Genomic DNA, 20456 nt, shown 5'->3' on the forward strand with positions numbered 1-20456 from the left:
GAGGGGAGACCTCCGGCAGCAACGACGCTGTAAGTGCCGTACGACTCTGCCGGAGGAGCAGTGGACGTTTCCCTGACCCTGTGGGCACTGACCATCGCCGGTCTGTGCGCCCTGATCGCCGCCGACTTCTTCATCGGCGGCCGCAAACCGCATGAGGTCTCCCTCAAGGAGGCCGGTATCTGGACCGCCGTCTGGATCGCGCTCGCCGCGCTCTTCGGTCTGGGTCTGCTCGTCCTCGGCGGCGGACAGCCCGCCGGTGAGTTCTTCGCCGGCTTCATCACCGAGAAGTCCCTGAGCGTCGACAACCTCTTCGTCTTCGTCCTCGTCATGGCGAAGTTCGCGGTCCCGACGGTCTACCAGCAGCGGGTACTGATGGTCGGCGTGCTCATCGCCCTGGTGCTCCGCGCCGTCTTCATCGGCGCCGGCGCCGCGATCATCGCCAACTTCTCCTGGATCTTCTACCTCTTCGGCGCGTTCCTCATCTGGACCGCCTGGAAGCTCATCAAGGAGGCGCGCGCCGAAGAGCAGACTGCATCCGACGGAAAAGAAGCGGAGTTCGAGGAGAACCGCTTCCTGAAGATGGTCGAGAAGCGCTTCCCGTCGACCGACACCTACCGCGGCACCAAGCTGTTCGTCGTCGAGAACGGCAAGCGGCTGATGACGCCGATGCTGATCGTCATGCTGGCGATCGGCACCACCGACGTCCTCTTCGCGCTGGACTCCATCCCGGCGATCTTCGGCCTCACCCAGGACCCGTACATCGTCTTCACCGCCAACGCCTTCGCCCTGATGGGCCTGCGGCAGCTGTACTTCCTCATCGGCGGTCTGCTGAAGAAGCTCGTCCACCTCTCCTACGGACTGTCGGTCATCCTCGGCTTCATCGGCGTGAAGCTGGTCCTGCACGCTCTGCACGAGTCCGGCGTCGCCGTCCCGGAGATCAGCATTCCGGTCTCCCTGGGCGTCATCTGCGCCGTGCTCGTCGTCACCACGCTCACCAGCCTGCGCGCCTCGAAGAAGCAGGCGGCGGCCGAGGCGGAGGCTGTCGGCGAGGAGCGCGTCGACGCCTGAGGCCCGGCGTCCCCGGCGCACCGCTGACGGCTGACTGCTGACGGCGCCCGGTCCCGCTCCCGTGCGGAGCGAGGCCGGGCGCCCGGCTGCCAGGAGGCGAACCGCCCCGGGGCGCCGGGGAGTTGGACGGTGGTTCTTCCCCCTGCTACCAGCCCCGTTCGCGCCACTCCGCGAGGTGGGGGCGCTCCGCGCCGAGGGTGGTGTCGCTGCCGTGGCCCGGGTAGACCCAGGTCTCGTCGGGGAGTTGGTCGAAGAGCTTGCTCTGTACCCCGTCGATCAGGCTGGTGAAGCTCTCCGCATCGCCCCAGGTGTTGCCGACGCCGCCGGGGAACAGGCAGTCACCGGTGAACAGATGGGGCGCGCCGTGCGGGTCGTCGTAGATCAGCGCGATGCTGCCAGGGGTGTGGCCGACCAGATGGCGCGCCGTGAGCTTGACGCGCCCGACGGTGAGGGTGTCGCCGTCGTCGACCAGCACGTCCGTGGGCACCGGGATGCCCTCGGCGTCGTACCGGCCCGCGTACGTCCGCGCACCCGTCGCATCGACCACCTCGCGCAGCGCGCCCCAGTGGTCACCGTGCCGGTGGGTGGTGACGACGGACGCGATACCGCTGTCGCCGATCAGCGCGAGGAGGGTGTGCGGCTCGGCGGCCGCGTCGATCAGCAGCTGCTCATCGGTCGCGCGGCACCGCAGCACATAGGCGTTGTTGTCCGTCGGACCGACCGCGACCTTCGAGATCATCAGGTCGGTCAGCTCATGCACGTCGGCCGCTCCGCCGACCTTCACTGCTCCGCTGTAGGCCATGAACCCACTCTAGAGCGGGGGTACGACAGGCAGCGCGGAGCCGTGGCTGTCGAGCCCGCTGCCGTCGCCGCGGCCGGTGAGCCAGCCGACCAGGGCCGCCGCGGAGCCCGAGACCACCACGGGCGCGGCCCCGGCGCCGGGACCGGTGGCCGGGCCGGTGGTGCGCCAGCGGCGGCCGTCGCCGGCGCGCAGCTCCAGGGCGGGCAGATCCGGGTGGCCGGCGAACTTCACCGTGGTGAGGAACGTCAGTTCCCGGTCGAGGAAGGCGGGCGACAGCTGCTCGACGGTGTGGCCGACGCCCAGGTCGACGTGGTGCAGTTCGACCTCGGCCAGGCGGCGCAGCGGCAGCCGGGCGGCCTGCTCGACGACGCCGTTGCGCATCTCGACCTCGAACGTCCGGCGCGCCTCCGGCAGCGCGTCGGACGCCGCGTCGAACCGCGCGGCGCTCTCCCTGAGGTCCTCCAGATGCGCGGCCAGGGGGCGGTCGGCGTCCCGTGCGATATCGGCGTCGCGGGCCTCGGCGCTCGCGTACATCGGGGTACGGACGTCCGTACGGGCCCAGGTGAGGAGGTTGACGAGGGCGTCCGCGTTGCGCGCCACATGGGCCAGTACATGGCCGCGGGTCCAGCCGGGGAGCAGCGACGGTTCGCCGATCGCGGCGTCGTCGAGCTTGCTCACCGACACCAGCAGCCGGTCGGTGGCCTCGCGGACGGCTGCTGCGTCGTGCGGGAATTCTGAGGGTGCCGGCTCGGTGACGGTCATGGGTCGACGCTAGCGCCACGGAGGCGGGCGGGGGAGTGGGCCGACGCTGATCATCGCGGGGAGCCGGACCGGGGACGCGGACGGGGCGGCCGTCGGCTGGTGCGGCGCCGCATTCCGTGCGTCGCGGTATTTCCGCAGCGTGCGGGCGTGCGGCGGGACGGGAAGGATACGGCGCCGCCACACGTTTGGGTGAAGAGGGCCGACGGGCCCCGTAAATCGAATGCGCGTGCTATAGGCTCGTGTGTGGCATCCCAACGACAGTGCCGCGACGGGCCCCATACCCTGGGTCGGGGGCTCCGCTCCGTTTCGCCGCCTCTGCTCATCCCTCCGGGCTCGGTCATCGAGCTCGTCCCATCCACCGGGCGGCGGACGCGGAGCCGCGGCTCCCGCCCCTCTCCAAGAAAGGTGCCGACCGGCGTGGCCGACCGTCTCATCGTCCGTGGCGCTCGCGAGCACAACCTCAAGAACGTCTCGCTCGACCTCCCCCGCGACTCCCTCATCGTCTTCACGGGGCTCTCCGGGTCGGGCAAGTCCTCGCTCGCCTTCGACACGATCTTCGCCGAGGGGCAGCGGCGCTATGTCGAGTCGCTCTCCTCCTACGCCCGCCAGTTCCTCGGGCAGATGGACAAGCCCGATGTGGACTTCATCGAGGGCCTGTCCCCCGCGGTGTCGATCGACCAGAAGTCGACCTCGCGCAACCCGCGCTCGACGGTCGGCACGATCACGGAGGTCTACGACTACCTCCGCCTGCTCTTCGCCCGTATCGGCAAGCCGCACTGCCCCGAGTGCGCACGGCCGATCGCCCGGCAGTCGCCGCAGGCCATCGTCGACAAGGTGCTGGAGCTCCCGGAGGGGAGCCGCTTCCAGGTGCTCTCCCCCCTGGTGCGCGAGCGCAAGGGCGAGTTCGTCGATCTCTTCTCCGACCTCCAGACCAAGGGCTACAGCCGGGCGCGGGTCGACGGGGAGACGGTCCACCTCGCCGAGCCGCCCACGCTGAAGAAGCAGGAGAAGCACACCATCGAGGTGGTCGTCGACCGCCTCACGGTCAAGGACAGCGCCAAGCGCCGCCTGACCGACTCGGTGGAGACCGCCCTCGGGCTCTCCGGCGGCATGGTCATCCTCGACTTCGTCGATCTGGAACCGGACGACCCGCAGCGCGAGCGGATGTACTCGGAGCATCTGTACTGCGCCTACGACGATCTGTCCTTCGAGGAGCTCGAACCCCGCTCCTTCTCCTTCAACTCGCCCTTCGGCGCCTGCCCGGACTGCACCGGTATCGGCACGCGCATGGAGGTCGACCCCGAGCTGATCATCCCCGACGAGGACCGCTCGCTGGACGAGGGCGCCATACACCCCTGGTCCGGCGGCCACACCAAGGACTACTTCGGCCGCCTGATCGGCGCGCTGGCGGACGCCCTCGGGTTCCGTACGGACATCCCCTGGGCCGGACTGCCCGTCCGCGCCAAGAAGGCCCTGCTGTACGGCCACAAGACCCAGATCGAGGTGCGCTACCGCAACCGGTACGGCCGCCAGCGGGCCTACACCACCGCCTTCGAGGGCGCGGTGCCGTTCGTCAAGCGCCGGCACTCCGAAGCGGAGAGCGACAGCAGCCGCGAGCGCTTCGAGGGCTATATGCGCGAGGTGCCCTGCCCGACGTGTGAGGGCACGCGGCTCAAGCCGATCGTGCTCGCCGTCACGGTCCAGGGGAGGTCGATCGCCGAGGTCGCGGCCATGTCGATCAGCGACTGCGCCGACTTCCTGCGCGAGATGAAGCTCGACGCCCGTGAGAAGAAGATCGCCGAGCGGGTCCTCAAGGAGGTCAACGAGCGGCTGAAGTTCCTGGTCGACGTCGGCCTGGACTACCTCTCGCTGAACCGCGCGGCCGGCACGCTCTCCGGCGGCGAGGCCCAGCGCATCCGGCTGGCCACTCAGATCGGCTCGGGCCTGGTGGGCGTGCTCTACGTCCTCGACGAGCCGTCGATCGGTCTGCACCAGCGCGACAACCACCGGCTGATCGAGACCCTGGTGCGGCTGCGGGACATGGGCAACACCCTGATCGTGGTGGAGCACGACGAGGACACCATCAAGGTCGCGGACTGGGTCGTGGACATCGGCCCGGGCGCCGGTGAGCACGGCGGCAAGGTCGTGCACAGCGGCCCGATGAAGCAGTTGCTGGCCAACGAGGAGTCGGTCACCGGCCAGTACCTCTCCGGCAAGAAGGCCATCGCGACACCGGACATCCGCCGGCCCGCCGACTCCGCGCGGCAGCTGACGGTCCACGGTGCGAAGGAGAACAACCTCCGCGACATCGACGTGTCGTTCCCGCTCGGGGTGTTCTCCGCCGTCACCGGCGTTTCCGGCTCCGGCAAGTCGACGCTGGTCAACGACATCCTCTACACCCACCTGGCGCGGGAGCTGAACGGCGCCAAGTCGGTGCCGGGACGCCACACCCGGGTCGCCGGTGACGATCTGGTGGACAAGGTCGTCCATGTAGACCAGTCGCCGATCGGCCGCACCCCGCGCTCCAACCCGGCCACGTACACCGGTGTCTTCGACCACGTCCGCAAGCTCTTCGCGGAGACGATGGAGGCCAAGGTCCGCGGCTATCTGCCGGGACGCTTCTCCTTCAACGTCAAGGGCGGCCGCTGCGAGAACTGCTCCGGTGACGGCACGATCAAGATCGAGATGAACTTCCTGCCGGATGTGTACGTGCCGTGCGAGGTCTGCCACGGCGCGCGCTACAACCGCGAGACGCTGGAGGTCCATTACAAGGGCAAGTCCATCGCCGAGGTGCTGGACATGCCCATCGAGGAGGCGCTGAGCTTCTTCGAGGCGGTGCCGACCATCTCCCGGCACCTCAAGACGCTCAACGAGGTCGGCCTCGGCTACGTCCGCCTGGGGCAGTCCGCGCCGACGCTCTCCGGTGGTGAGGCGCAGCGCGTCAAGCTCGCCAGCGAGCTGCAGAAGCGCTCGACGGGCAGCACGGTCTACGTCCTCGACGAGCCGACCACCGGTCTGCACTTCGACGACATCAGCAAGCTGATCAACGTGCTGTCCGGGCTGGTCGACAAGGGCAACACGGTGATCGTCATCGAGCACAACCTCGATGTGATCAAGACGGCGGACTGGATCATCGACATGGGTCCCGAGGGCGGCAACGGCGGCGGACTGGTCGTCGCCGAGGGCACGCCGGAGGAGATCGCGTCCGTTCCGGCCAGCCACACCGGGAAGTTCCTCCGGGAGATCCTCGGCGACCGGGTCAGCGACGCGGCGACGGTGGCGGGCTCGGCACCGAACCCGGGGCCGGCGAAGAAGACGGCTGCCAAGAAGGCGGTGGCGAAGAAGGCCGTGGCGAAGAAGGCCGCGGCGAAGAGCACCGCGGCCAAGAAGAGCACCGCGGCCAAGGAGAGCGCTACGGCGAAGACGACCGCGGCCAAGAAAACGGCGGCCGGCAAGACGGCGGTCAAGAAGACGGCGGTCAAGAAGACGGCTGCGCGGGCCCGCAAGGCCTGAGCCTGCGGGGCTGGTCCGGCGGGGCTGATCCCGCGCCGACAGGGCCGTCGCCGGTCCCCTTCCATGGGGGGGCGGGCGACGGCCCTGCCGTCGTACGGGACGGCGGGGTGCGAGCGGGGCGCCTCGCTACGTCGCCAGCTCGGTCGCGAACGGTGGTTCCGCACCCGCCCGGGAGCAGGTGAGGGCGGCCGCGCGGGCGGCGAAGCCCAGGATGTCCTGCCAGTCACCGGGGCCGAGAGCGGCGACGGCGGTGCGGGAGAGGGCGTGATGGGCGTCCAGACGGTGCAGCAGCGCGGCATTGACCGTGTCGCCCGCGCCGATCGTGTCGACCACCGTGACCCGCTCGCCAGGGACGCTCAGCTCACCGCCGTCCGGCGTCAGCACCGTCAGCCCGTCACCGCCCCGGGTGATCACGACCGCCGCGGGACCCGCGGCCAGCCACTCGCGGGCCGCCGCGGTCACCACCTCGGTGCCGGACGCGGAGGCCGGCGCCGGATCGTCGGCCGCCCCCGCCAGCCACAGCGCGTCCTCCTCCGACAGCTTCAGCAGCGCGACATCGGGCAGCCAGGAGCGGAAACGGGCCCGGTAGGCGTCCGGGTCCGGGATCAGGCCGGGCCGGATGTTGGGGTCGAGCGCGGTGAAGACACCCCGCCGTGCCTCGCGGCGCAGCAGCGCCTCGTACGCGCCGGCGCCCGGCTCCAGGACGAGCGAGCAGGTGCCCAGCGAGAGCGCCCGGGTGGCGTCGGGCAACGCCGGCGGCAGGGCGAAGAGCCGGTCCGCGGTGCCGTCCGCGTAGAAGCCGTAGCCGGCCGAGCCGTCCGGGCTGATGTCCGCCACTGCGAGGGTGGTCGGCTCACCGCCGCGCTGCACCGGCGAGGTGTCCACGCCGGCGTCGCGCAGCCCGCGCAGCAGCGCCTCGCCGAAGGCATCGGTGGAGATCCGCGAGCAGAACGCGGTGGGCGAGCCCAGCCGCCCCAGGGCGATGGCGGTGTTGTACGGCCCGCCGCCGCGTCGTGGCAGCAGCGGCGGCAACTGGCCGTCCTGAGACGGGGCCTGTGGTGGGCCGGGGACGAGGTCGATCAGCGCCTCGCCGGCGACGACGATCACGGGGTGTGGTTCCTTTCCGGAGCGGCTGGGTAGTGGCAGGTGTGGCCGGGGGAGCGGTCGGGGAGTGGGCGGTGAGCGGCCGACGGACGTGTGGTGCGGCCCGGAGGCGAGCGGACCGGAGCTGCTGCGGGGATGCCCGGCCCGGCCGGATGCGGAACCTTCTGCACCGGTATCGTCGGGTCCCGCAACCGTCCGACCCCGTCGACCGTCCGGCCCCCTCAACCTGACCTTGTCATCCTGGAGCAGCTATGAGCCAGTCCCCCGACCGCCGGACCGTGCTGCGCGGGGCCGCGCTCGCGGGTGTCGCGTGCTTCGGCGCCGCCGCCTGTGCCGCGGGCGGGCAGGAGTCGAGCGACCGGCCGGCTTCGGATGCTCCGGTCGAGCTGGGTCCGGCCTCGGAGGTGCCGGTCGGCGGCGCCAAGCTCTACGGCAAGCAGCGGATGCTGGTCTCGCAGCCGGTCAAGGGCGAGTTCAAGTGCTTCAGCGCCGTGTGTACGCACATGGGCGCGGTCCTCAACCAGATCGAGCGGGGGCAGGGCGTCTGTCCGCTGCACGGCAGCCGCTTCATGGCGGCCACCGGCGAGGTCGCCCAGGGCCCGGCCGGCCGCCCGCTGGAGGAGATCCCGGTCAGGGCCGAGAACGGCAAGCTGATAGCGGGCTGAGCCACTCCGGCCGGGCCGGCCCGGCCGGCCCCGGTCTCAGCCCCACCCGAGCTGCTCTCACCCGCGTCCCACGCGACGCCGTGCTCACCCCAGTCCCACCCGATGCTGCTCTAACCCCAATCCCACCCGATGCTGCCCTAACCCCAATCCCACCCGATGCTGCCCTAACCCCAATCCCACCCGATCCCGAGTATCCCCGGCCGTACGCCCTGCTCCACGAGGTGGACACTGTGGTGCCGGCCGTTCAGCGTCAGCTCCTGCTGGGCGCTGCGCGGGGCCGCCGCCGAGACCTGGGTGAAGCGGCGGCAGCGCACCGGCAGCGCCGCCTCCTCGAAGCGCACCTGCAGGACGTACTGGCCGCCGGCGAAGCTGAAACCCCGCAGGTACTCGGTGCTCGGACCACCGCTGCCGTCCTCGAAGGCGTAGCCGAAGACATGAGTCTCGCCGGCCCGCAGCCGGGTGTCGAAGAGCAGCTCGGCGACCACCACCCCGGCCTCGGCGTTCCCCCGTACCCGGCCCAGCCGGCAGTTCTCATCGGTCCGCACCCGCACCCGGGACGGATCGCAGCCCGACTCGCCCCGGTGGATGGCGATATAGCGGTCCACCCCGTCCCGGTGGGCCCGCACCACCTGGGACGATTCCCGTTCGATCAGCTGGCGTTCGGACCCGATCCGTACGCGTTCGTGCTGCCCCACGGTGTGCAGCCCGCCGTCCGCCGGGGTCTCCAGCTCGGCGAAGAGGCGCTGCAACGCGTCGGCGGGCGCCACCAGCGAACGGTACGAACGGGCCGCCGGCCGCTCGGCCTCCGGACGGACACCGCCCTCCGGGACCAGGAGGCGGTGCAGGGAGTACGCCGGCAGCTCCAGGACCTCTTCCAGGGCGCGCACCGCCCGCAGCGACTCGGGGCGCTGCGGGCGCCGGGCGCCCTGCTGCCAGTAGCTGAGGCTGGTCACCCCGATGGTGATGCCGCGCTGGGCGAGTTTGTGCTGGACGCGGGTGAGGGCGAGCCCCCGGGCGGTGAGCGCGGAGCGCAGCGCGAGATGGAACGGGCCGGTCCGCAGCAGCTGCGCCAACTCGGCCGACTGGGGAGCGTTCTGTGCCATTGTCTCAATCCTCCGGCGCGCGACGTGAATGTTCACAACCGGATCGCACGTCGCACGCTCTGCGTGCCTGTTCACTGCAGTACGCCGGGCACCGGGTGTTCACATCCGGGCCCGTCCGTCCACACCCCCATGTCATTTCGCATTGAACCGTGTTGACCTGCGTCCGACAACACCTGATGCTCCTCGCAAGCATCCGGATGCGCTCCTCTCCCCCTCACCCCCCAGTCGGGAGGAACGCCATGACCCGTGCTCACCTTGCACGCCGCCCCCGCCGCAGATGGCTGTCGGCCGCGGCCCTCACCGCTGCCACCCTGACCGCACTGACCGGGCTGCCCGGAACGACCGCCGCCGCGGCCACGCCCCTCGCACGCCCGGCGCACACCGTCACCGCCGCGGACACCGCGGCCGCCCCGCGCGCCGCCGCCAACCGCCTCAACATCACCATGCAGGCCCAGGAGAAGACCAACTGGTGCTGGGCCGCCTCCGGAAACACCATCGCATCCTGGTTCGGCCGGAACTACAGCCAGAACGAGTTCTGCAACGCCGCGTTCAACCGCCAGCAGGGCTCCACCTGCCCCAACAACCAGGCCACCCTGGGCCATGTGCAGAACGGGCTCGACTGGATGGGCATCAACTCCGGCTCCTACGTGTCGGGCTGGCTCCGCTACGGCACCGTCCAGAGCGAGATCGACGCCAAGCGCCCCATCGAGACCCGCATCCAGTGGAACTCCGGCGGCGGCCACATGCACGTCATCTACGGCTACGACACCGACCGCAACTGGGTCTACTGGGGTGACCCCTGGCCCAGCAACAACCGCTACAACTGGGGCGACTTCGACTACTACGTGCGAGGCGGGTCCTTCTCCTGGACGCACTCCCTCTACCGGATAGGGGCCTGAGCCATGACGAAGCGCACCTCCGCCGGCACCGCGACCGCCCTGCGCGCCCTCGCCGCCGGCACGCTCGCGACCGCCGTCGTCGGCCTCGCCCCGTACGCCGCCTCCGCCGCGCCCGTGCCCGCACCGCACGCCCCGGCCCGAGCGAGCGTCGACGCCGCCCACCAGGCGGCGACCGCCCCCGCCACCCTGGACACCCTCACGCGGTTCTTCGCCGCCGACCGCAAGGGGAGCGGCGCCCCGCAGGCCGCCCCCGGCGCCCGCGCGGCCGCCCCCGCCGCCCCGCAGGCCGCCCCGCACATCGAGGGCGGCACCGTCCCCGTCTACACGCTGTCGCCGGACTTCGTCCGCGGCAAGGCCGACGCCCCGGTCGCCCGCGTGGAGTTCCTCGCCACCAAGGCCGTCGCCGCGGACGGCCGCACCGCGTCCGTGTGGACCGCGCGCAAGGACGGCGTCTGGAAGGTCGTCAACATCGCCGACGGGGACGACGAGACCCGCTACACCGCGGCCGGCGCCGCCCGGGACACCTCCGGCACGGTCTTCCACGAGCCGCAGACCGACGCCTGGTACCTGCTGCGCGGCGACCGCGTCGAGCCGCTGGACGCGGACGCCCGCAAGGCCGTCGGCGCCCACGGCACCACCCTCGCCGCGTACCGGAAGCGGGTGGCGAAGGCGTACGGGGACAAGCTCCCCGGCTCCGCGTACGACAAGCGGGGCGAGGCGGGCGGCTACGGGCCGGAGGCCGGTTCCGCCGCCGGCCAGGCGCCCGCCGAGGCCGGTGCGCTCGCGGCCGACGGGCTCCCGGTGACCGCCGCCACCACCGTGGCGGGCGCGGCCGCCCTGGTCGCCCTGGGGCTGTCGGCCACGGTGGCGGTGCGCAGGCGGCGGAGCGGCCGCTGAGCCGACGCGCCCGACCGCGCCCCCCGCCCCTCCGCCTCCTCCCCTTGAGAGGGAGGGGGCGGGAGCGGGGTCCGGGGGTGGGGGGAGGCCGCGGCGGACCTGGCCGGGCCAGGCAGCCGCGTTCCCGCCGGGCCGGCCACCTCCCCCCACCCCATCCCCCTCTTCCCTGCGCTCCCCGCACCACCCCACCACCCCACCACCGCCCACCCCGCCCCCGGCCGGAAGCGGGCCGGAAAACCATGATTGTCAGTGGCGGTCAGTAGGGTGGTGGGCATGGCAGACCCCAGTAGCTACCGACCCAAGCCGGGACAGATCCCCGACTCGCCGGGGGTCTATAAGTTCCGCGACGAGCACGGCCGTGTCATCTACGTGGGCAAGGCCAAGAGCCTGCGCCAGCGCCTGGCCAACTACTTCCAGGACCTGGCGGCGCTGCACCCCCGCACGCGGACGATGGTGACCACCGCCGCCTCCGTCGAGTGGACCGTGGTCTCCACCGAGGTCGAGGCGCTCCAGCTCGAGTACAGCTGGATCAAGGAGTTCGACCCCCGCTTCAACGTCAAGTACCGCGACGACAAGAGCTATCCGTATCTGGCGGTGACCCTCGACGAGGAGTTCCCGCGCGTCCAGGTCATGCGCGGCGCCAAGAAGAAGGGCGTGCGCTACTTCGGCCCGTACGCCCACGCCTGGGCCATCCGCGAGACCGTCGACCTGATGCTCCGTGTCTTCCCGGTGCGGACCTGCTCCGCCGGTGTCTTCAAGCGGTCCGCCCAGATCGGCCGCCCCTGCCTGCTCGGCTACATCGGCAAGTGCTCGGCCCCCTGCGTCGGCCGGGTCTCCGCCGACGAGCACCGCGAACTCGCCGAGGAGTTCTGCGACTTCATGGCCGGCCGCACCGGCGCGTACCTCCGCCGCCTGGAGGGGCGGATGCAGGACGCCGCCGAGGAGATGGAGTACGAGCGGGCCGCCCGGCTGCGCGACGACATAGGCGCGCTGAGGCGGGCCATGGAGAAGAACGCCGTGGTGTTCACGGACGCCACCGACGCCGACCTGATCGCCGTCGCCGAGGACGAACTGGAAGCCGCCGTCCAGATCTTCCACGTCCGCGGCGGCCGGGTACGCGGCCAGCGCGGCTGGGTGACGGACAAGGTCGAGGCGGTCACCACCGGCGATCTCGTCGAACACGCCCTCCAGCAGCTGTACGGCGACGAGCAGGGCGACGCCGTCCCCAAGGAGGTCCTGGTCCCCGCCCTCCCCGAGCCCGTCGAACCGGTCGCGCAGTGGCTCGCCCAGCGCCGCGGCTCCCGGGTCTCGCTGCGCATCCCGCAGCGCGGCGACAAGAAGGACCTGATGGCGACGGTCGGCCGCAACGCCCAGCAGGCGCTGGCCCTGCACAAGACCAAGCGCGCCTCCGACCTGACCACCCGCTCCCGGGCGCTCGAGGAGATCGCCGAGGCCCTCGGGCTGGATTCGGTGCCGCTGCGCATCGAGTGCTTCGACATCTCCCACCTCCAGGGCCAGGACGTGGTCGCCTCGATGGTGGTGTTCGAGGACGGCCTCGCCCGGAAGAGCGAGTACCGCCGCTTCCAGATCAAGGGCCGGATCGGCGACACCCAGGTCTGGCACGGCGAGGGCCAGGACGACGTCCGGTCCATGCACGAGGTCGTCGGCCGCCGCTTCCGGCGCTACGTCCAGGAGAAGCAGAAGTCGGGGGAGTGGACGGAGGAGCCGGACGGCGAGGCCCGCGCGGACGCCGCGACGGCCGGCGACGGCCTCACGGACACCGGCACCGGTACGGCCGGCAACGGCCTCCCGGCTCTCGGCACCGAGACGGCCGGCATCGGTCCCACGGACCCCGGCATCGAGACGGCCGGCAACGGTCCCACGGACCTCGGCGCCGGTACCGCCGGCAACGGCCCGGTCGACGACGACGGCCGCCCCAAGCGCTTCGCCTACCCGCCCCAGCTGGTGGTCGTCGACGGCGGCGCCCCGCAGGTGGCGGCCGCCCGACGGGCCCTGGACGAGCTCGGCATCGACGACGTCGCGGTCTGCGGCCTGGCCAAGCGCCTCGAGGAGGTCTGGCTGCCCGGGGACGACGACCCGGTGGTGCTGCCGCGCAGCAGCGAGGGCCTCTACCTCCTCCAGCGCGTCCGTGACGAAGCCCACCGCTTCGCGATCACCTACCAGCGCGGCAAGCGCACCAAGCGGCTGAAGTCCTCGCCGCTCGACGCCATCGAGGGCCTGGGCGACACCCGCCGCACGGCACTCCTCAAGCACTTCGGCTCGTTGAAGAGACTGCGGGCCGCGACGGTCGACGAGATCCGCGAGGTCCCGGGCATCGGCCGCAAGACCGCCGAGACGGTCGCCGCCGCGCTGGCCGGAGCGGCGCCGTCCGCTCCCGCGGTGAACACCGCCACAGGAGAGATCATGGAGGATGACGGGGCCCCGCCGGCCGCGTTGTCCGCAGAACGGGGGAAGGAACGATGAGCAGTACAGAGCACGAGCCGCGGGAAACCGAGAGAGACGGTGCACAGGTGAGTACGGGCATGATGCGCGAGTCCGGCCAGGGGGAGAGCGCCGCGATCCCCGAGCTGGTGATCATCTCCGGGATGTCCGGCGCCGGCCGCAGCACGGCCGCGAAGTGCCTGGAGGACCTCGGCTGGTTCGTGGTCGACAACATCCCGCCCGAGCTGATCCCGCCGATGGTCGATCTGGGCGCCCGCTCCCAGGGCAACGTCGCCCGGATCGCGGTCGTCGTCGACGTCCGCGGCCGCCGCTTCTTCGCCAACCTCAAGGAGTCGCTGGCCGCCCTGGACGCGCAGAACGTCAAGCGCCGTATCGTCTTCCTGGAGTCCTCCGACGAGGCCCTGGTGCGCCGCTTCGAGTCGGTGCGCCGCCCGCACCCCCTCCAGGGCGACGGCCGGATCGTCGACGGTATCGCCGCCGAGCGCGATCTGCTGCGCGAGCTGCGCGGCGACGCCGACCTGGTCATCGACACCTCCAGTCTCAACGTCCACGAGCTGCGCGCCAAGATGGACGCCCAGTTCGCCGGCGAGGAGGTCCCCGAGCTGCGGGCCACGGTCATGTCCTTCGGCTTCAAGTACGGCCTGCCGGTCGACGCCGATCTGGTCGTCGACTGCCGCTTCATCCCCAACCCGCACTGGGTGCCCGAGCTGCGCCCCTTCACCGGCCTGAACGAGGAGGTCGCCGGCTACGTCTTCAGCCAGCCCGGCTCCAAGGAGTTCCTGGACGGCTACGTCGAGCTGCTGCGGATCGTCGCCGAAGGCTACCGCCGCGAGGGCAAGCGCTATGTGACCATCGCCGTCGGCTGCACGGGCGGCAAGCACCGCAGCGTGGCGATGTCCGAGAAGCTGGCCCGCCGCCTGGTCTCCGAGGGCGTGGAAACGGTCGTCGTCCACCGGGACATGGGGCGCGAGTGAGCGGCCGTACCCCACGGCTCCGCCGGGTCCGCAGATTCGTCCCGAGCGTCCGTACGACGAAGGGCGCCACGCCCAAGGTGGTGGCGCTCGGCGGCGGCATGGGCCTGTCCGCCTCGCTGGCCGCGCTGCGCCGTATCACCGGCGACCTGACGGCCGTGGTCACGGTCGCCGACGACGGCGGCTCCAGCGGCCGGCTCCGCGACGAGCTGGGTGTGCTGCCGCCCGGCGACCTGCGCAAGGCGCTGGCCGCGCTGTGCGGCGACGACGACTGGGGCCAGACCTGGGCCCGGGTGATCCGGCACCGCTTCCAGAGCGAGGGCGAGCTGCACGACCACGCGGTCGGCAATCTGCTGATCGTCGCCCTGTGGGAGCAGCTCGGCGACCATGTCCAGGCGCTCGACCTGGTCGGCAGGCTGCTCGGCGCGCACGGCCGGGTGCTGCCCATGTCGGCGGTGCCCCTGGAGCTCCAGGCCCAGGTCCGGGGCCATGACCCGGCGCGCCCGGACGACGTCTCCACGGTCCGCGGCCAGGCCACCGTCGCGCTGACCCCCGGCGAGGTGCTGGCCGTCCATGTCGTCCCCGAGGAACCGCCGGCCGTCCCCGAGGCGGTCGCCGCGGTGCGGGACGCCGACTGGGTGGTGCTCGGCCCCGGTTCCTGGTTCTCCTCCGTGATCCCGCATCTGCTGGTGCCGGAGCTGCGCGAGGCACTGGAGGAGACCAAGGCCCGGAAGGTCCTCTCCCTCAACCTCGCGCCGCAACCCGGCGAAACCGATGGCTTCTCCCCGCAGCGTCATTTGGAGGTTTTGGCCCGACACGCCCCTAAACTCGCCTTCGACGTGGTGCTGGCCGACAGGGCCGCCGTGCCCGACATCGACGGTCTGACGGTTGCCGCCAAGCAGCTCGTCGGCAGCGAGGTCGAGCTGGCGGCGGTCGCCGCGCAAGGTGACGACGCCCGGCCGGGTGCCGGGGGAGCCCCTGACCGGCACGACCCGGAGCTGCTGGCAGCCGCGTACGACCGTATTTTTCGGATGCATGGAAGGATCGGCCCATGGCGATGACGGCTGCGGTGAAGGATGAGATCTCCCGGCTCCCCGTCACCCGGACCTGCTGCCGGAAGTCGGAGGTCTCGTCGATCCTGCGGTTCGCGGGAGGTCTGCACCTGGTCAGCGGACGCATTGTGATCGAGGCGGAGCTGGACACGGGCATCGCCGCCCGCCGGCTGCGCAAGGACATCCTGGAGATCTTCGGGCACAGCTCCGACCTGGTGGTGATGGCCCCCGGCGGGCTGCGGCGCGGCAGCCGGTACGTGGTCCGGGTGGTGGCCGGCGGCGATCAGCTGGCCCGCCAGACCGGCCTGGTGGACGGCCGCGGCCGTCCCATCCGGGGCCTGCCCCCGCAGGTGGTCTCCGGGGCGACCTGCGACGCCGAGGCGGCCTGGCGCGGCGCCTTCCTCGCCCACGGCTCCCTCACCGAGCCCGGCCGGTCCTCCTCCCTGGAGGTCACCTGCCCCGGTCCCGAGGCGGCGCTCGCCCTGGTCGGCGCGGCCCGCCGGCTCGGCATCGGCGCCAAGGCCCGTGAGGTCCGCGGTGTGGACCGGGTGGTCGTCCGGGACGGTGACGCGATCGGCGCGCTGCTGACGCGGCTCGGCGCCCATGAGTCGGTGCTCGCCTGGGAGGAGCGGCGGATGCGCCGCGAGGTCCGGGCCACCGCCAACCGCCTCGCCAACTTCGACGACGCCAACCTCCGCCGCTCGGCGCGCGCCGCGGTCGCGGCCGGCGCCCGGGTCCAGCGCGCCCTGGAGATCCTCGGCGAGGAGGTCCCCGAGCACCTCGCGGCGGCCGGCCGGCTCCGTATGGAGCACAAGCAGGCCTCCCTGGAGGAGCTGGGCGCCCTCGCCGACCCGCCGCTGACCAAGGACGCGGTCGCCGGCCGGATCCGCCGCCTGCTGGCGATGGCCGACAAGCGCGCCCAGGACCTGGGCATCCCCGGCACGGAGTCCAACCTCACCGAGGAACTCGCCGAGGGCATGGTCGGCTGACAAGCGCCGTCGGACGGCCGGAAGCGAGCCCATTTGGGCGCGCCCATCTACGCATGTGCAGGCTCAATGTCAATGTCACGTGCGTCTCCTTCAGGGGGTAGGGTCGGAGGCGGTCGGGGACATCCCATACAGCTCGCCGGTGTCGGAGCCGGCGTACCAACGAGGAGATCGGTTCGTGACGATCCGCGTAGGCATCAATGGTTTTGGTCGTATCGGCCGCAACTACTTCCGCGCGCTGCTGGAGCAGGGTGCCGACATCGAGGTCGTCGGTGTCAACGACCTGACCGACAACGCCACCCTGGTCCACCTGCTGAAGTACGACAGCATCCTGGGCCGCCTGAAGGCCGACGTCAGCCACACCGACGACACCATCACCGTCGGTGACATGACCTTCAAGACGATGGCCGAGCGCGACCCCGCGAACCTCCCCTGGGGCGAGCTGGGCGCCGACATCGTCATCGAGTCCACCGGCATCTTCACCAAGCGCGAGGACGCCGCCAAGCACCTCGCCGCCGGTGCGAAGAAGGTCCTCATCTCGGCCCCGGCCAAGAACGAGGACATCACCATCGTGATGGGCGTCAACCAGGACAAGTACGACGCGGCCCAGCACCACGTCATCTCCAACGCCTCCTGCACCACCAACTGCGTGGCGCCGATGGCCAAGGTTCTCGACGAGGACTTCGGCATCGTCAAGGGCATGATGACCACGGTCCACGCGTACACCAACGACCAGCGCATCCTGGACTTCCCGCACTCCGACCTGCGTCGCGCCCGCGCCGCCGCGGAGAACATCATCCCGACCTCGACCGGTGCCGCCAAGGCCACCGCGCTGGTCCTCCCGCAGCTCAAGGGCAAGCTGGACGGTATCGCCATGCGCGTTCCGGTCCCCACCGGCTCGGTCACCGACCTCGTCCTGGAGCTCGGCCGCGAGACCACCAAGGAAGAGATCAACGCCGCCTTCCAGAAGGCCGCCGAGGGTCAGCTCAAGGGTGTCCTGGAGTACACCGAGGACCCGATCGTCTCCTCGGACATCGTCAACTGGCCGGCCTCCTGCACCTTCGACTCGCAGCTGACCATGGTCCAGGGCAAGCAGGTCAAGGTCGTCGGCTGGTACGACAACGAGTGGGGCTACTCCAACCGCCTGGTGGATCTGACCGTGTTCGTCGGCGGCCAGCTCTGATCCCTGGCTGACACCCAGGCACCGAGATGTGAGGAAGGGGCTCGTACGGCGCGAGGACGCGTCGTACGGGCCCCGTTCCGCGACCGACCGACCCATGTGATGGAGTCACTCCTCATGAAGACGATCGACGACCTCCAGGTAGCGGGTAAGCGGGTCTTCGTCCGCGCCGACCTGAACGTGCCGCTGGACGGCACCACCATCACCGACGACGGCCGGATCCGCGCCGTCGCCCCGACGATCGCCAAGCTCGCCGAGCGCGGCGCCAAGGTGATCGTCGCCTCCCACCTGGGCCGTCCCAAGGGCGCCCCGGACCCGGCCTTCTCGCTGGCCCCGGCCGCCGAGCGGCTCGGCGAAATCCTCGGGCAGGACGTCGCGTTCGCCACCGACACGGTCGGCGAGTCCGCCGGGGCCGTGGTCGCCGGCCTGTCCGACGGCCAGGTCGCCGTGCTGGAGAACCTGCGCTTCAACGCCGGGGAGACCAGCAAGGACGATGCCGAGCGGGGCGCCTTCGCCGACCAGCTTGCCGCCCTGGCGGACCTGTACGTGGGCGACGGTTTCGGTGCCGTGCACCGCAAGCACGCCTCCGTCTACGACCTGCCCAAGCGCCTTCCGCACGCCGCCGGTGACCTGATCGCCACCGAGGTCGGTGTCCTGAAGAAGCTCACCGAGGACGTCAGGCGCCCGTACGTGGTCGTGCTCGGCGGCGCCAAGGTCTCCGACAAGCTCGCCGTCATCGACGAGCTGCTGGGCAAGGCCGACCGCCTGCTGATCGGCGGCGGTATGGCGTACACCTTCCTCAAGGCCAAGGGCTACGAGGTCGGCATCTCCCTCCTTCAGGAGGACCAGATCCCGAAGGTGACCGAGTACATGGAGCGCGCCGAGGCGAACGGCGTCGAGCTGGTGCTCCCGGTCGACATCCTGGCCTCGGCCGACTTCCCGGACCTGAAGACCAAGGCCCCCGCGGACTTCGTCACGGTCGACGCCGACCAGATCCCCTCCGACAAGGAGGGCCTGGACATCGGCCCGAAGACCCGCGAGCTGTTCGCCGAGAAGATCGCCGACGCCGAGACCGTCTTCTGGAACGGCCCGGTCGGCGTCGCCGAGCACCCCGACTACGCGGGCGGCACCACCGCCATCGCGCGGGCGCTGCTCAACTGCGACGGCTTCACCGTCGTCGGCGGCGGTGACTCGGCCGCCGCCGTGCGCTCGCTCGGCTTCGACGAGAATGCTTTCGGCCATATTTCGACCGGCGGCGGCGCCAGCCTCGAGTACCTCGAAGGCAAGACGCTCCCCGGCCTCGCCGCTCTGGAGGACTGACACCGCATGACCACCCGCACCCCGCTGATGGCGGGCAACTGGAAGATGAACCTCAACCACCTCGAGGCCATCGCGCACGTCCAGAAGCTCGCCTTCGCCCTCACCGACAAGGACTTCGACGCCGTGGAGGTCGCGGTCCTGCCGCCCTTCACCGACCTGCGCTCGGTCCAGACCCTGGTCGACGGCGACAAGCTCAAGATCAAGTACGGCGCCCAGGACGTCTCGGCGCAGGACTCCGGTGCCTACACCGGTGAGATCTCCGGCGCGATGCTCGCCAAGCTCAAGTGCGCGTTCGTGGCCATCGGCCACAGTGAGCGCCGCCAGTACCACGGCGAGAACGAGGAGATCTGCAACGCCAAGGTCAAGGCCGCCTTCCGGCACGGCCTGACCCCGATCCTCTGCGTCGGCGAGGGCCTGGACGTCCGCAAGGCCGGCAACCAGGTCGCGCACACCCTCGCCCAGCTCGACGGCGGTCTGAAGGACGTCCCGGCCGAGCAGGCCGAGACCATCGTGATCGCCTACGAGCCGGTGTGGGCCATCGGCACCGGCGAGGTCGCCACCCCGGAGGACGCGCAGGAGGTCTGCGGTGCGATCCGCGGCCGCCTCGCCGAGCTCTACAGCCAGGAGCTGGCCGACAAGGTCCGCATCCAGTACGGCGGCTCGGTCAAGTCCGGCAACGTCGCGGCGATCATGGCGCAGCCGGACGTCGACGGCGCGCTGATCGGCGGCGCCTCGCTGGACGCGGAGGAATTCGTGAAGATCGTCCGCTTCCGCGACCAGTAGCAGCTATGACGAGGGGGAGCCCTCGTCGTACCCTGTCGGGGCCGGGATCGGTGCGGCGGCACCGCCTCCGGCCCCGCACCCGTTCCGTACGTACGTCTGTCAGTCAGTCCTAGAGAGTTGGTCCAGCCGTGGTCATCGGATTCTCGATCGCCCTCATCGTCTTCAGCCTGCTGCTGATGATGCTGGTGCTCATGCACAAGGGGAAGGGCGGCGGTCTGTCCGACATGTTCGGCGGCGGTATGCAGTCCTCGGTCGGCGGCTCCTCGGTCGCCGAGCGCAACCTGGACCGCATCACCATCGTGATCGGTCTGCTGTGGTTCGCCTGCATCGTCGTTCTCGGCGTCCTGATGAAGCTCGGCAGCTGATGTCCCGTCGGAGACGCGGCCTATCATGAGGCGGCGTCCCCGGACGGGTAACTCCGGCCACTGGACGCGCGTTGGGCTTTACGTAGACTGTGACGTTCCGCAGCGCAGCTGATGTGAAGGCTTTGCAGCACCTTTACGCAGGGAGTTACGACCGTGGCAAGTGGCAACGCGATCCGAGGAAGTCGGGTCGGAGCGGGGCCGATGGGGGAGGCCGAGCGCGGCGAGTCCGCGCCGCGCATCCGCATCTCCTTCTGGTGCTCCAACGGGCACGAGACGCAGCCCAGCTTCGCCGGCGACGCGCAGGTCCCGGACACCTGGGACTGCCCGCGCTGTGGCTTCCCGGCCGGCAAGGACCGGGACAGCCCGCCGGACCCGCCGCGCACCGAGCCCTACAAGACCCACCTCGCCTACGTCCGGGAGCGCCGTAGCGACGCCGACGGCGAGGCGATTCTCGCGGAGGCGCTCGCCAAGCTCCGCGGTGAGATCTGACGGACCCGTACGTACACCGGACGGCCCGGCCGGA

The 20456-nt window shown here is 71.1% G+C and carries 18 protein-coding genes; 14 read left to right on the forward strand and 4 right to left on the reverse strand.

Annotated features, from left to right (window positions below):
* The first annotated feature begins 60 nt into the window (after nt 1-60).
* On the forward strand, nt 61-1068 hold the full coding sequence (locus tag ACFY12_RS23025; protein ID WP_390717725.1) for a TerC family protein: 1008 nt from the start codon (nt 61-63) through the stop codon (nt 1066-1068).
* A 145-nt stretch (nt 1069-1213) separates the two neighbouring features.
* On the opposite strand, the gene ACFY12_RS23030 is transcribed toward ACFY12_RS23025, so the two are convergent.
* On the reverse strand, nt 1214-1870 hold the full coding sequence (locus ACFY12_RS23030) for an MBL fold metallo-hydrolase (protein WP_390717726.1): 657 nt from the start codon (nt 1868-1870) through the stop codon (nt 1214-1216).
* Nucleotides 1871-1879: 9 nt separating this feature from the next.
* Nucleotides 1880-2632 carry a maleylpyruvate isomerase family mycothiol-dependent enzyme gene (locus ACFY12_RS23035; RefSeq protein ID WP_390717727.1) on the reverse strand — a complete coding sequence of 251 codons (753 nt, stop codon included), beginning with the start codon at nt 2630-2632 and terminating at the stop codon, nt 1880-1882.
* Nucleotides 2633-3049: 417 nt separating this feature from the next.
* On the opposite strand from ACFY12_RS23035, the gene uvrA reads away from it, so the two are divergent.
* The gene (gene uvrA, locus ACFY12_RS23040; RefSeq protein WP_390717728.1) at nt 3050-6145 is read left to right on the forward strand and encodes an excinuclease ABC subunit UvrA; all 3096 of its coding nucleotides are present in this window, start codon (nt 3050-3052) and stop codon (nt 6143-6145) included.
* Nucleotides 6146-6271: 126 nt separating this feature from the next.
* On the opposite strand, the gene ACFY12_RS23045 is transcribed toward uvrA, so the two are convergent.
* Nucleotides 6272-7252 (reverse strand): carbohydrate kinase, encoded by a 981-nt coding sequence (locus tag ACFY12_RS23045; RefSeq protein ID WP_390717729.1) that lies wholly within the window; start codon nt 7250-7252, stop codon nt 6272-6274.
* 248 nt (nt 7253-7500) lie between these two features.
* Between ACFY12_RS23045 and ACFY12_RS23050 the strand changes: the two genes are divergently transcribed.
* Nucleotides 7501-7914 carry a Rieske (2Fe-2S) protein gene (locus tag ACFY12_RS23050; RefSeq protein WP_390717730.1) on the forward strand — a complete coding sequence of 138 codons (414 nt, stop codon included), beginning with the start codon at nt 7501-7503 and terminating at the stop codon, nt 7912-7914.
* A 164-nt stretch (nt 7915-8078) separates the two neighbouring features.
* Here ACFY12_RS23050 and ACFY12_RS23055 read toward each other — a convergent pair whose 3' ends face one another.
* The gene (locus ACFY12_RS23055; protein WP_390717731.1) at nt 8079-9017 is read right to left on the reverse strand and encodes a hypothetical protein; all 939 of its coding nucleotides are present in this window, start codon (nt 9015-9017) and stop codon (nt 8079-8081) included.
* A 239-nt stretch (nt 9018-9256) separates the two neighbouring features.
* Here ACFY12_RS23055 and ACFY12_RS23060 point away from each other — a divergent pair, with 239 nt between their 5' ends.
* The 11 genes from ACFY12_RS23060 (at nt 9257) to ACFY12_RS23110 (ending at nt 20422) form a co-directional block, all read left to right on the forward strand.
* On the forward strand, nt 9257-9916 hold the full coding sequence (locus ACFY12_RS23060) for a papain-like cysteine protease family protein (protein ID WP_390717732.1): 660 nt from the start codon (nt 9257-9259) through the stop codon (nt 9914-9916).
* Nucleotides 9917-9919: 3 nt separating this feature from the next.
* Complete coding sequence (locus tag ACFY12_RS23065; RefSeq protein ID WP_390717733.1) at nt 9920-10813, forward strand: hypothetical protein; 894 nt, start codon at nt 9920-9922, stop codon at nt 10811-10813.
* A gap of 273 nt (nt 10814-11086) precedes the next feature.
* Nucleotides 11087-13297 (forward strand): excinuclease ABC subunit UvrC, encoded by a 2211-nt coding sequence (uvrC, locus tag ACFY12_RS23070; protein ID WP_390717734.1) that lies wholly within the window; start codon nt 11087-11089, stop codon nt 13295-13297.
* Nucleotides 13294-14250 (forward strand): RNase adapter RapZ, encoded by a 957-nt coding sequence (gene rapZ, locus ACFY12_RS23075; RefSeq protein WP_390717735.1) that lies wholly within the window; start codon nt 13294-13296, stop codon nt 14248-14250. The genes uvrC and rapZ overlap by 4 nt, the downstream gene beginning before the upstream one ends.
* Nucleotides 14247-15308 (forward strand): uridine diphosphate-N-acetylglucosamine-binding protein YvcK, encoded by a 1062-nt coding sequence (yvcK, locus tag ACFY12_RS23080; RefSeq protein ID WP_390717736.1) that lies wholly within the window; start codon nt 14247-14249, stop codon nt 15306-15308. Before rapZ ends, yvcK begins: the two co-directional genes overlap by 4 nt.
* On the forward strand, nt 15299-16288 hold the full coding sequence (gene whiA, locus ACFY12_RS23085; protein ID WP_018091880.1) for a DNA-binding protein WhiA: 990 nt from the start codon (nt 15299-15301) through the stop codon (nt 16286-16288). Before yvcK ends, whiA begins: the two co-directional genes overlap by 10 nt.
* Nucleotides 16289-16463: 175 nt before the next feature.
* On the forward strand, nt 16464-17468 hold the full coding sequence (gene gap, locus ACFY12_RS23090) for a type I glyceraldehyde-3-phosphate dehydrogenase (protein ID WP_390717737.1): 1005 nt from the start codon (nt 16464-16466) through the stop codon (nt 17466-17468).
* A gap of 114 nt (nt 17469-17582) precedes the next feature.
* On the forward strand, nt 17583-18785 hold the full coding sequence (locus tag ACFY12_RS23095) for a phosphoglycerate kinase (RefSeq protein ID WP_390717738.1): 1203 nt from the start codon (nt 17583-17585) through the stop codon (nt 18783-18785).
* A 6-nt stretch (nt 18786-18791) separates the two neighbouring features.
* Nucleotides 18792-19568, forward strand: coding sequence for a triose-phosphate isomerase (gene tpiA / locus ACFY12_RS23100; RefSeq protein ID WP_390717739.1), 777 nt, complete (start codon nt 18792-18794; stop codon nt 19566-19568).
* A gap of 128 nt (nt 19569-19696) precedes the next feature.
* On the forward strand, nt 19697-19933 hold the full coding sequence (gene secG / locus ACFY12_RS23105; protein WP_030411885.1) for a preprotein translocase subunit SecG: 237 nt from the start codon (nt 19697-19699) through the stop codon (nt 19931-19933).
* A gap of 153 nt (nt 19934-20086) precedes the next feature.
* Nucleotides 20087-20422 carry an RNA polymerase-binding protein RbpA gene (locus tag ACFY12_RS23110; protein WP_016578660.1) on the forward strand — a complete coding sequence of 112 codons (336 nt, stop codon included), beginning with the start codon at nt 20087-20089 and terminating at the stop codon, nt 20420-20422.
* Nucleotides 20423-20456 lie beyond the last annotated feature (34 nt).

The sequence above is a fragment of the Streptomyces sp. NPDC001339 genome (assembly GCF_042895955.1).
GTDB lineage: Bacteria > Actinomycetota > Actinomycetes > Streptomycetales > Streptomycetaceae > Streptomyces.